9 protein-coding genes are annotated in these 12167 nt (G+C 38.6%); 3 read left to right on the forward strand and 6 right to left on the reverse strand.

Going from position 1 to position 12167, the window contains the following annotated elements; genetic code table 11:
* Positions 1-14 precede the first annotated feature (14 nt).
* The 5 genes from PL9214_RS28480 to PL9214_RS28500 form a co-directional block, all read right to left on the reverse strand.
* Positions 15-416, reverse strand: a complete 402-nt coding sequence (locus tag PL9214_RS28480; RefSeq protein ID WP_083580237.1) for a Uma2 family endonuclease — start codon at positions 414-416, stop codon at positions 15-17.
* Between the two features lie 83 nt (positions 417-499).
* Entirely contained in the window at positions 500-2068 is a 1569-nt protein-coding gene (locus tag PL9214_RS28485) for an NAD(P)H-quinone oxidoreductase subunit N (protein ID WP_072722679.1), read from the reverse strand.
* 254 nt (positions 2069-2322) lie between these two features.
* Positions 2323-3555 carry an adenylate/guanylate cyclase domain-containing protein gene (locus tag PL9214_RS28490; RefSeq protein WP_072722680.1) on the reverse strand — a complete coding sequence of 411 codons (1233 nt, stop codon included), beginning with the start codon at positions 3553-3555 and terminating at the stop codon, positions 2323-2325.
* 294 nt (positions 3556-3849) lie between these two features.
* On the reverse strand, positions 3850-4272 hold the full coding sequence (locus PL9214_RS28495; protein ID WP_072722681.1) for a QcrA and Rieske domain-containing protein: 423 nt from the start codon (positions 4270-4272) through the stop codon (positions 3850-3852).
* 114 nt (positions 4273-4386) lie between these two features.
* Positions 4387-5097, reverse strand: a complete 711-nt coding sequence (locus PL9214_RS28500; RefSeq protein ID WP_072722682.1) for a rubrerythrin family protein — start codon at positions 5095-5097, stop codon at positions 4387-4389.
* 419 nt (positions 5098-5516) lie between these two features.
* Between PL9214_RS28500 and PL9214_RS28505 the strand changes: the two genes are divergently transcribed.
* The 3 genes from PL9214_RS28505 to PL9214_RS28515 all read left to right on the forward strand — a co-directional run bounded on the left by PL9214_RS28505 (position 5517) and on the right by PL9214_RS28515 (position 10154).
* Positions 5517-6881 (forward strand): NAD-dependent succinate-semialdehyde dehydrogenase, encoded by a 1365-nt coding sequence (locus PL9214_RS28505; RefSeq protein WP_072722683.1) that lies wholly within the window; start codon positions 5517-5519, stop codon positions 6879-6881.
* Between the two features lie 94 nt (positions 6882-6975).
* Positions 6976-8613, forward strand: a complete 1638-nt coding sequence (locus PL9214_RS28510; protein WP_072722684.1) for an acetolactate synthase large subunit — start codon at positions 6976-6978, stop codon at positions 8611-8613.
* A gap of 206 nt (positions 8614-8819) precedes the next feature.
* Positions 8820-10154 (forward strand): IS701 family transposase, encoded by a 1335-nt coding sequence (locus tag PL9214_RS28515; protein WP_072718077.1) that lies wholly within the window; start codon positions 8820-8822, stop codon positions 10152-10154.
* Positions 10155-11106: 952 nt separating this feature from the next.
* Here the strand turns inward: PL9214_RS28515 and hppD are convergent.
* Complete coding sequence (hppD, locus tag PL9214_RS28525) at positions 11107-12147, reverse strand: 4-hydroxyphenylpyruvate dioxygenase (RefSeq protein WP_072722686.1); 1041 nt, start codon at positions 12145-12147, stop codon at positions 11107-11109.
* Positions 12148-12167: the final 20 nt, after the last annotated feature.

A 12167-nucleotide genomic window follows, 5' to 3' on the forward strand; every position in this document is an offset into this window, starting at 1 on the left:
TTATTGGCTTTTTTCTAGTTTTTAGGTTCTACCCATAAATGAAATAGAGGAGGCAGATCCTCCCATTGTGTATTTATTCCCAGCGTCTCGTTGCGAACAAGGCATCGATCTTGACGTATCCAAGCTGCATCAGGAGAACGATCAGCACCATTAGGAAGGTGAAACCCAGTTGAAGAATCAAAGGTTTTTCCTAATTTTGTTTGATGATTCCATAACCATAATTGACCATTAATATCGGAATTTTTAGCTCCGGTATCACTTCCCGTGGGAGGTATAACAATTAATTCTCCCGTGGTAGTACGTTCTAATTTTAAATCTCGGTTTGCGATCGCAATTTCCCTAAATTGTTCAGGAGTAACGATTAATTGAATTGTTGAGGGAATATTAACAGGTAATGTAGAAGATGATAATCCCATAGTTTTATCCTTAACCTTAAATTCCTATTATAAACCCCCCTAAAATATAAAAGGGGGGTAGCCGAGAAATTCAGAAGTTAAAATTACTTCCGTTTGGTAATGATAGGAGATGTTGTCAGATTAGCAACGGTTTTGGTTTTCACCAATGCGTTTTTAAACATCGGAGTATGGGTAATCGCATCGCTTGATAAGGTAAATAACGGATTCGATAAAATACCTGATAACGAAGTCGCGACCAAAGTTAACACTAAACCCACTTGTAGAGGACGCATTCCGGGTAAATTCCATTGCATAGCCGGATAATTTTTCACCGCATCTGACATTTCTTGGGGCTCTTTCACCACCATCATTTTCACAACGCGAATGTAATAATAAATCGAGACGACACTGGTGACTAACCCTAACAAAACTAAGGCGTATAAACCCGCTTGCCAACCTGCCCAAAACAGATAAATTTTGCCAAAAAATCCAGCTAAGGGAGGAATACCACCCAAGGATAATAGACAAATACTTAAACACAGGGTTAATAGGGGATCTTTTTGATATAACCCACTATATTCACTAATTTGATCTGTTCCCGTTCTCAGGGAGAAGAGAATCACACAAATGAACCCGCCTAAGTTCATAAACAGATAAATCAACAGGTAAAATACCATGCTGGAATATCCGGCTTCTGTTCCAGCAATTAACCCAATCATCACAAACCCAGCTTGGGCAATAGATGAATAAGCTAACATCCGTTTCATGCTGGTTTGAGCGAGCGCCACTACGTTTCCTAAGATCATACTCAGGAGGGCTAAAGCGGTGAATACAAAGCGCCATTCATCGGCGACGGACGGAAAAGCGTTAATCAGTAAGCGAATGGCCAGGGCAAACCCGGCGGTTTTGGAACCCACGGATAAAAACGCCACAACGGGGGTGGGTGAACCTTCGTAAACGTCCGGTGTCCATTGGTGAAAGGGAACAGCCGAAATTTTAAAGGAAATTCCAGCAATGACGAAGACTAAAGCGATGACAACGCCGAGAGATTCACCGCTAGAAGTCGCTAAAACGTTGGCAATTTCAGTTAAATTGGTTTTGCCTCCCGACAGTCCATATAATAGGGATAAACCATAGAGAAATACGGCGGAACTCGCAGCCCCAATTAACAGATATTTCAATGCGGCTTCGTTAGAACGGGGGTCACGTTTGGTATATCCCGTTAATAAATAAGAGGAGATACTCAGGGTTTCCAACGAAACAAAAATGGTGACTAATTCATTCGCCCCGGACAGGAACATCGCCCCTAAAGTTGCAGTTAATAGAATGGCGATAAATTCTGCTAAGGCGGTTCCCGTTTGTTCAACGTAGCGAATGGACATTAAAATCGTGACGGCTGAAGACAGGGCAATAATTCCCCGAAAGACGATACTGAGATCATCCCCATTGAAACTGCCTAAAAAGGCGATGGTATTGGTTGTATCCCATTGAGTGTACAACACCCCAACCGAAAGCAGTAAACCTGCGATCGCCGCATAAGGCGTCCATTGGGAAGATTGAACGCGCCCAACAATCAAATCACCGACTAACACCACCAAGAGGGTTATGATCACAATCCCCTCTGGCCAAATAATCCCAGCGTTTAACTGCGCTGCAAGAGTCGAAAAATCCATAGCCTAACCTAAATGGATAGTATCGTTTACAACGAATTGGTTCTTGAGATATCCTCTCAACGCCCAATTCCCAATCCTTTGAACATTTCTTAACATAACTTCTTTCTTACCATGTATTTGTTTCAATTGCTGATAGGCATTAATTTGGATTAAAGTTTCCAGTTCCTCCAGAATTCCTCAAATCGAATCTCAGCAAGTTTCCGAGAACAGCGTTGGTTGCGTCTGGGAGTCCATGATCCCTCTTTTTACACGCATTAAGAGGAACTTAAACGCCAAGCAATTAAAGGTTCAACTTTACCTTTAACAAAAATTGGATCACAAGGTTCAACCTTGAGTTTCCGATTTAAAGCTTGATACAGGGTATCCGAAAGAGTAATTTCTCCAGCCGGAGTAATGCCTTCTAAACGTTTACCCGTATTCACCACATCTCCAATAACGGTGTAAGTTCTGACTTCCTTTCCGCCAAATAATCCCTCAATCACTTCCCCACAATGAACGCTACAACCTGCTCCCAAACCATAGGAATTCAAGCTATTTTTAGCGGCTTTTTGCATAGCTTGAGCCGCTTGAATGCCTTGTTGGGGGGTAGCATAAATCGCCATAATTTCATCCCCAGCTAGGGTCATTTTTAAGGGATGATATCGTGCAACTTCTGGTTCTACCATTTGATAATAATGGTTTAAAACCTGGGCAGCAATATCCGGTTGTTTTTCTTCACACCATTGAGTAAAGCCCCGAATATCCATAAATAAAATTGTGCGATCGCATTGTTGAAAGGCTAAGGCTTCAGGATTATTTAACGCTGTTGTAACCATATAACTTCCCATCCCCCACTCTGCCATATTTCCTAATAATCTAGCTGTTTGTTGAAGCTGATATCGTTGTTGGGATAGTTGAAAGGCTTGTAACCCTAAAAGTAGCCCAATTAAAATCATACTTAAAGTCAAAAATAAATGAGTTTTGCTTTGCAGAAAATTCAGAAATGTTTGCCAATATAATTGATCAGAATCCACAGAAATCTCAACAACAATATAAAAAGCAATAATCATTAAAGTTCGGGTAATACTTTCCAGAGGAAAGAATAACCAATCTGCTTTTAAATTGCTATGAAACCTTAATCCTTGAAGCGTAGCAATGAGGAAAGAAAAAATTAAGAATACAATATGAATAGGTTCTTTTAAAAACTCTAATCCATCATAAGGTAAATCCAGGACTGTGTACAAACTAACCCCGACTAAATTTCCCCAAAATCGATGGGTTTTTGGACGAGAGAGAACCCAGGCTTGTACTAACATGGCTACAATTAATAAATATTCTGTTGGGTCAGTTAAATACTCAATCCAACTTTTAGAAATAATATTAGAGAGACTTTTTAAAATTAAAAAATAACCACTATTACTCAAAAGCTCACCCCAGAAAGCACTTTGAGGATTTCCTGTAAATCGAGATTCTAAAAGGGATGTTAGGGAATTAGATGAGGTATACATGAATGCAGAATTTAATGCTGATATCAGTTTTAAGAGTTATGATTCTACCAAGACTGCCATATTATCATCAAACCAACTATAATTTGAGTTAAATTTATCAGGACAAAAATTGTTATTAAGTGGTTTAGATTACGGCAATCATAATTGAACTGTGAATCGTGATTTTATTAATCCTTAGCACCCGAATCGTTAATAACTTTTTGAAAAATCAACTTTTTCTATTATAACAAACTTTTTGATCTTGAATATCAGTCATTAATTTCCACACCCAATTCCCTCTCCGTTAAATTTGGATTAACTGGGTTTGACTAAAACGATATTCCCTTCTAGTTTAGCTAGATAACGTTTTAATCCTCGATCAGCCGGCCCTTTAATCACTGCACCATCTGGGGTAAATTGGGACGCATGACAAGGACATCCAAATTCTTTTTTACTCGCTTCCCATTGCACAACACAATCTAAATGGGGACAAGTGGGATTAACAGCAGAAATCTCCTGGGGATTGTTGGGATTACGAATAATTAAAACAGGAATTTGAGAATTTAAAATAGATCCCTGTTCATCGAGTTCTTGAAGGGTTCCCACTTGGATAAACTGATCAGGGCGAGTGACAAGATTTGACGATTTTTTAGAGTTAGAACAAGCGGCTAAAGCAACAGGAAAGAAACTCGCTAAACTTCCCACACTGACCCAAGCTAAAAAAGTACGACGGTTCATAATTAACCTATAAATTTTAGAGTTCAATCCTGAGAACTATGTAGAGACGTTTCCAGCAACATCTCTACATCAGTAAAATTTCAAAATGCAGTAATAAAAAAATAGCTTAAACCTCTAAGCAACACTCAAGAAAAGATTTTCCGCCGTATTACAATCGGGACAATTGGTAAACCCTAAAGTATTGGTTGTATAACCACATTGAGGACAGACATAAAATGTCATTTTAGCTTCTTGCCACTGGCCTAAATTATCCTTCGCTTGAGTATATAAATTAGCGTGTTGCTTTTCCGCATCAATCGCGTAGGTAAAGGTAACAACTGCATCTTGATTTCCTTCAGCACGCGCTTGTTCAATAAATTGGGGATACATAGTATGTCGTTCATAGGATTCTCCCTTAATGGCTTCTTGCAAATTTTCAGCCGTTGATTTCACAGTGGGAGTTTCAATTTTTGCTTCAGGTGTGACACCCAATTTCCGAATCACTGCGCCATGATTAGCCGCATGAATTGCTTCTGCATCCGCCGCAGCTTGAAATAAAGCAGCAACTTGCAGATATCCTTCATCAGTTGCTTTTTGGGAAAAAGCAAGATAACGAGCATGGGCGTTAGATTCCCCATTATAAGCGGCTTGTAAATTTTTCAGCGTCGCTGACGAAGTATTATTACTAGGTGTAACAGAGTTTTGAATTTGAGGAGTCGCTGGAACCGTTTTCACCGTAGGTTGATTAGAATTACAACCGACTAAACTCAACCCGCTTAACAGCGTCACCGTCACGATACTAACGGTTGGGCGAAAGAGGGAACGCAGATTTAAAGAATAATTCATCTTGATTCGGTTTCCTAACTCAGAATTGAACAGATAACTGTTTTGTTACTGAAATTCAAGGTAAACCTAAAAAGTGGCAATCTGGTGACGCAGATTACAGCAAACCCAGCTTTTTACTCCTCTCCTTCATCGATGAACTTTAAACAGTGAAAATTGAGAGCAATATCTCTTTTTTTCATGATCAGGATGATGTTCAAATCAGAATTTTTCTCCTAAGAGTTCAATGGGTACTGTGGCTTTTTAATTTTCTCTATTAAACTTTTATTCATATTGTTAAGAACCTTGAATTTAGTTATAGTATTGTTCAGTTTTGTATCAAGTAGTGGATGAGTCATCCCTTCCGTGAAAATAGAGAGTTTTAAAGCGTTACCATAAAAAAAGTAAAACTTTAATTCTAACTTAAAACTAAAAAATCAATTATGGGCATTGCTACAATTAACCCGGCAACAGGCGAAACAGTCAAAACCTTTACCGCCTTGACGGATGCCGAAATTGAGAACGCTTTAGCTCTAGCGGATCGTGCCTTTAGAGACTATCGGCGAATATCCTTTGATACTCGATCGCAATGGATGCAAAACGCAGCTAACCTGTTAGAAGAAAACGCCGAAACCTACGCCAAAATCATGACCTTGGAAATGGGGAAACCCATTACTGCCGCGATCGCAGAAGCGAAAAAAAGTGCCTCCGTTTGTCGTTATTATGCGGAAAATGCAGCCCAATTTTTAGCGGATGTTCCCGTCTCCAGTGACGCCAGTAACAGCTTTGTTTCCTATGAACCCCTAGGGGCAATTTTAGCAGTCATGCCTTGGAATTTCCCCTTCTGGCAAGTGTTTCGTTTTGCCGCGCCTGCTTTAATGGCGGGAAATGTCGGTTTACTCAAACACGCTTCTAACGTGCCTCAATGCGCCTTAGCCATTGCGGAAATTTTCCAAAACGCTGGATTTCCTGACGGGGTGTTTCAAACCTTATTAGTCGGTTCTAATAAAGTCGCCCAAATTATTACCGATGATCGCGTCAAAGCGGGAACCTTAACCGGAAGTGAACCCGCAGGTGCAAGTTTAGCTTCGTTGGCAGGTCAAAATATTAAAAAAACCGTCCTAGAATTAGGCGGAAGTGATCCGTTTATTGTGCTAGAAAGTGCGGATTTAAACGCAGCAGTTGAAGCCGCCGTTACCGCACGAATGTTAAATAATGGGCAATCTTGTATTGCAGCCAAACGGTTTATTTTAATCTCAAGTATTGCCGATGAATTTGAACGTTGTATGGCTGAAAAATTTGCAGCTTTAAAAATCGGTGATCCGATGTTACCTGATACCGAAGTCGGGCCGTTAGCAACCCCAGATATTTTAATGGAGTTGGATGATCAAGTTCAACGTTGTGTTGAATTGGGAGCCAAAGTTTTAACTGGAGGTCAACCCCTAAATTGTCCGGGGAATTTTTATCCGCCAACTATTTTAACCCAAATTCCTGAAGGAGCCCCTGCTTATAGTGAAGAATTCTTTGGGCCGGTGGCGTTAATCTTCCGCGTCAATTCTTTAGATGAAGCCATTACCCTTGCTAATAGCACCATTTTTGGTTTAGGTGCTAGTGCTTGGACAACAAATCAAGCTGAACAAGAGCGTTTAATTCGAGAATTAGAAGCGGGTGCAGTGTTTATTAACGGTTTAGTTAAATCCGATCCGCGCTTACCCTTTGGAGGCATCAAACGTTCCGGTTACGGACGAGAATTGAGCATCCAAGGAATTCACGAATTTGTGAATATTAAAACTGTTTGGATGAAATAAGGCAGGCGCAACCGGGTTTGTCAGTTTCTGTATAAGCTCTATCGGGTTTATTGTTTTGGGTTTTAGGTTTCGGGTTCTATTTTTCTGGAAAATTATGAATACAGCACAACTGTTAGTTAAATGTTTGGAAAATGAAGGGGTCGAGTATATTTTTGGAGTACCTGGGGAAGAGAATATGCAAATTCTTGAATCCCTCAAAACATCCTCGATCAAATTTATTACAACTCGCCATGAACAAGGTGCTGCTTTTATGGCAGATGTTTATGGTCGCTTAACCGGAAGAGCCGGAGTTTGTTTATCAACATTAGGCCCTGGAGCGACCAATTTAATGACAGGGGTTGCTGATGCGAATTTAGATGGAGCACCGTTAGTTGCAATTACGGGTCAAGTGGGAACCGACCGAATGCACATTGAATCCCATCAATATTTGGATTTAGTGGCAATGTTTGCTCCGGTTACGAAATGGAATGCTCAAATTGTTCGCCCTAGTATTACCCCAGAAATTGTCAGAAAAGCGTTTAAAATAGCGCAAGCTGAAAAACCAGGAGCCGTGCATATTGATCTCCCAGAAAATATTGCTAATATGGCGGTTGAAGGCTATCCTTTAAAAAAGGATAAGCGAGAAAAAGTTTATTCCGCTTATCAAAGTATGAATGAAGCTGCCATCGCAATTTCTAAAGCGAATAACCCCTTAATTTTAGTGGGAAATGGGGCAATTCGAGCCAATGCTTGTGCAGCTTTCACGGAATTTGCCACCCAACTTAATATTCCAGTTGTTAATACCTTTATGGGTAAAGGGGTGATTCCTTATACCCATCCTTTATCGTTATGGACAACAGGATTACAATTGCGGGATTATATTAGCTGTGGGTTTGACAAAGCCGATTTAATCATTGCTGTTGGCTATGATTTAATTGAATATTCCCCAAAAAAATGGAATCCCCAAGGCAAAGTTCCCATTATTCATATTAGCGAAACGCCTGCGGAAGTTGATAGCAGTTATATTCTGATTGCTGAAATTATTGGGGATATTTCTGACTCTCTCCATGAAATTTTAAGACGTTCAGATCGCACAGGAAAAGCTGAACCCTATGCCTTAAAATTAAGAACTGATATTCGCAAAGATTACGAATATTATGCTAATGATAATGGATTTCCAATTAAACCGCAAAAAATTATTTATGATTTGCGTCAAGTTATGGGCCCAGAAGATATTGTGATTTCTGATGTCGGTGCTCATAAAATGTGGATGGCGAGACATTATCATTGTGAACGTCCGAATACTTGTTTAATTTCTAATGGATTTGCTGCGATGGGAATTGCGATTCCCGGTGCAGTGGCGGCAAAATTAGTTTATCCTGATCGCAAGATAGTAGCGGTGACAGGAGATGGCGGATTTATGATGAATAATCAAGAATTAGAAACCGCTTTACGAGTGGGAACACCGTTTGTTACCTTAATCTTTAATGATGGCGGTTATGGATTAATTGAATGGAAACAAAATGATCAATTTGGTGAATCTTGTTTTATCAAATTTGGGAATCCTGACTTTGTTAAATTTGCTGAAAGTATGGGGTTAAAAGGATATCGTGTTGAAGCTACAACGGATTTTGTTCCTATTCTTAAAGAAGCCTTAAATCAAGAGGTTCCTGTTGTTATTGATTGTCCCGTAGACTATCAAGAAAACTCGCGCTTTAGTCAACGCTCTGGTGGGTTGTGTTGTCCGATTTAATCTCTGTTGTTGTGCTTTAGTATCCCAATAGTTCTTCTGCTTTAGCACTATCATTTCTAACTCAAATATGATAAAAATAGCTTTGTGCGATGCTTCACAAAAAATCGTATAAAGCTATTTTTATAAAATTTATCCCTCTTCTGTCAGTCTCCGAGGAGTAAAATTAGAAAATAAACCAGATGGGTAGCTAGAAGGGGGATAGGGTAATGGATGTAGAATTACAGATGATCAAACATTTAGCCCGAGATGCACAACCAACAGTTTCAGTGATTGATGAATATTGTCAAGGTTATAAAGACCTATTCCCAGAAGTGAGAAGTTACGAATGTTTTAAATACTTACATCTAGGAATTATCTCACCAATTCCGAGAAAATCTTTACCGGAAATTGCTAAAATAGTAGGAATTAGGTCGCCACAATCACTGCATCATTTCTTAGCCAATTCGCCTTGGTCAGCAAGGGAATTAAAGGAAAGAAGATTAGCCCGAACTCTAAAAGCATTGAAAGGAGAGAAGATTATAGTAATAATTGATGAGACAGGAGATAGGAGAAAGGGAAAAAAAACCGACTATATAGCTAGACAATACTTGGGAAGTGTGGGCAAAACAGATCGGGGAATAGTATCAGTTAATGCTTACGGTGTTTATAAAAATATAACCTTTCCTTTAGTGTTTAGAGTATTTAAACCCAAAGGAACATTAAAAGAAGGAGATGTCTACAAAACTAAGATTGAAATCGCATCAGAAATTCTAACAGAATTGGTTGATTGGGGATTTCAGATTGAATTGGTATTAGCAGATAGCCTTTATGGTGAAAGTAGTTCGTTTATCAGTACATTAGATCAATTTCAAATTCCTTGGGTACTAGCAATAAGAAGTAATCATGGAGTCTGGATGTCAAGCGAGCAGAAAGTTAGAGCCAACAAATGGTGTAAATTTGAGAGGATTTTTAGCAATCAAGAATCAGAAACCAGATATATTAGAGAAATCATATTTGGGAAAAGAAGTACAAGAACCTATTGGGAAATTACCACAGATCCAGAAACGATGCCAGAAACATCAACTTCGTTTGTCATGACAAATTTAACAGAGAAGAGAAGCCAGATGAAAAAGACATTAGGTAATTTATACGGGTTAAGAACATGGGTGGAATATGGATTTCGACAATGTAAACAAGAACTGGGTTGGACTGATTATCGGTTGACGGATTTTCCAGATATAGAAAAATGGTGGGAAATCATTTTCTGTGTGTATTTAATGATTAGTTTCAACTCCGAAGTTTTCCGGTCTTTAAGTCAAGGCAGTCCCCGAGAATCTGAGAGCAAAAAAAACACCACCGATTGCTCAACTCATCAACAATGGAATCACAAAGAGGGATGGAAAAATGTTTTAAATAATCTGCGTTTAATAATTCAGCCTACTATTATATTGTGGTTGATTGTCCCGTGGCTAGATATTTTTCCCGACCGCCATTTATTAGTGGGTTTTCATAAATTAATTGAGAATATTAATCAATTTCAATCTTATTTTCCCAATGGATAACTCTACTTTTTATTACTTGTTGATTTCGGAGAGTGACAGAAGAGGGATATCCCTCTTCTGTCACTCTCCGAGAGGTCGATCTCTAAAACCTTTATCAGTCAGCCAATACAAGCTATCCTATTACAAAAACGAAGTTTTTGTATTTGTTAGTAGAAATAAATCTTGCGATCGCAAAGCCTGCAAAAGCTCTAAAATCCAGAAATATCAAAAGTTTTCGGAGAGTGACAGAAGAGGGATATGTGGTATGAAACTTTTTATTCAGTTTATGAAAATTCATCACAATTGTAATCAATACTATCTTCAAAACCCAAGCTGCGGCGAATGCAAGTTTTAAGAGCGTTCCTTAACGACCCATTCAAACTTGATAACAATAAAGACGGGTAGCGTGTGAATCCTTGCCGAATTGAAATTAACTGCCTTTGAATAGGCAAAGCTTTGACGGTTGATGAAAGCACTTTTTCCACGAGTGTCGGCGTTCGCCCCTATTGCAACTCTCCATATAATCACACAGGATAAGTTTTACGGGTTTGGAATGGGGGCAGCCCCTATTGCAACTCTCCATATAATCACACAGGAGTCAATGGAAAATTTTCCATTGGCTTTTGTTACATTTGTAGTATTAAAATTACATTTTGACTCTTTCTTTCCACACAAGCCCAAAAAACGGCTAAAAACAGGTAGGGAAAAGTAGGGAAAAAATGCACTATTTTCCCTCTTATTTCCTACGAACAATTCACCCCAATTTAGTAAGTAAAACTACTCATTTGCCGAGAGAAAAGTTTAATTGATTTCAATCGGAATGAATGCAATTTCAATAATTTAAGGTTCCTCTGATTCAGAAGGTTTAACTGTCAGGTCTTAGCGTTACTTTCTGCATGAATGCTACTTAACCCCCTATCCCACAGATTTTTGTTTCACGACCCCAATTTTCCCACATTTCTTTGAGTCACAATCAACTCAAAATCCCCCGACGTTCTTGATCTAATTCAATCGAATCAAAAAGTGCCTGGAAATTTCCTTCCCCAAAACCATTATTTCCTTTACGCTGAATATATTCAAAAAAGATCGGACCAATACTATTTTTAGTGAAGATTTGTAAGAGAAAACCTCCTCCCTGTTCTTCCCCACCGTCAACCAGAATTTTATGTTTATGCAATTTTTCTACATTTTCACTATGGTTTGGTAAACGCTGATCAATTAACTCATAATAAGTATCTGGTGTATCTTGAAACTCAATGCCTTGCATCGATAATTCAGTAACTGTTTGATAAATATTATTACTAGCAAGAGCAATATGTTGGATACCTTCTCCATTATATTCACGAATAAACTCAGCAATTTGTGACTGATCGTCTTTAGTTTCATTCAGAGGAATAATTACACTCCGACAAGGACTTGCTACCACTTCACTATATAAACCTGTTTTTTTCCCATGAATATGAAATGATTTGATTTGTTCAAAACCAAATATTTTTTCATAAAAAGTACGCATACGTTCTACACCACCCTTATTGAGATTATGGGTGAGATGATCTATTCGTTCTAAACAGGTTGCAGGATTAATATTATTAGTACGTTCATAATTAAATAAAGCAAATAAATTTTTCTCCAATTGATCATCGACCAAATAAATAAGAGAAGCACCTACACCTTGAATAGCTGGGAGAGAATAGTCTGTTTTTTCGGCGACAATAGCACCCAAAGCTATTGCTTGAGTAAATGCTTGTTGAGAGTTTTCTACCTTAAAACCAATAGCACTAGCACCTCGACCATGAATACTACGAAATATTTCAGTATTACCACCAAATCCAGGATTAGATATAAAGTGAATATCTCCTTGACAATGCAGTGTAGTAGCAGGTGCTTCACCAAATGATCCTACTTGTCGCATCCCCATTTTGGTAAAAAGAGATAACAACAATTCAGGATGGCTACCGGAAAATTCTAAGAATGAAATAGATGATACTTTAACTTTATCACTTGATTGTAGCATATTTGTAACCTCTATTAAGA

The organism is Planktothrix tepida PCC 9214 (assembly GCF_900009145.1).
GTDB classification, from domain to species: Bacteria; Cyanobacteriota; Cyanobacteriia; order Cyanobacteriales; family Microcoleaceae; genus Planktothrix; species Planktothrix tepida.

Bases quoted from the DNA above. Each gene is read 5' to 3' on its own strand.
- PL9214_RS28480 (WP_083580237.1), bottom strand. From the start codon at position 416: ATGGGATTATCATCTTCTACATTACCTGTTAATATTCCCTCAACAATT.
- PL9214_RS28485 (WP_072722679.1), bottom strand. From the start codon at position 2,068: ATGGATTTTTCGACTCTTGCAGCGCAGTTAAACGCTGGGATTATTTGG.
- PL9214_RS28490 (WP_072722680.1), bottom strand. From the start codon at position 3,555: ATGTATACCTCATCTAATTCCCTAACATCCCTTTTAGAATCTCGATTT.
- PL9214_RS28495 (WP_072722681.1), bottom strand. From the start codon at position 4,272: ATGAACCGTCGTACTTTTTTAGCTTGGGTCAGTGTGGGAAGTTTAGCG.
- PL9214_RS28500 (WP_072722682.1), bottom strand. From the start codon at position 5,097: ATGAATTATTCTTTAAATCTGCGTTCCCTCTTTCGCCCAACCGTTAGT.
- PL9214_RS28505 (WP_072722683.1), top strand. From the start codon at position 5,517: ATGGGCATTGCTACAATTAACCCGGCAACAGGCGAAACAGTCAAAACC.
- PL9214_RS28510 (WP_072722684.1), top strand. From the start codon at position 6,976: ATGAATACAGCACAACTGTTAGTTAAATGTTTGGAAAATGAAGGGGTC.
- PL9214_RS28515 (WP_072718077.1), top strand. From the start codon at position 8,820: ATGGATGTAGAATTACAGATGATCAAACATTTAGCCCGAGATGCACAA.
- hppD (WP_072722686.1), bottom strand. From the start codon at position 12,147: ATGCTACAATCAAGTGATAAAGTTAAAGTATCATCTATTTCATTCTTA.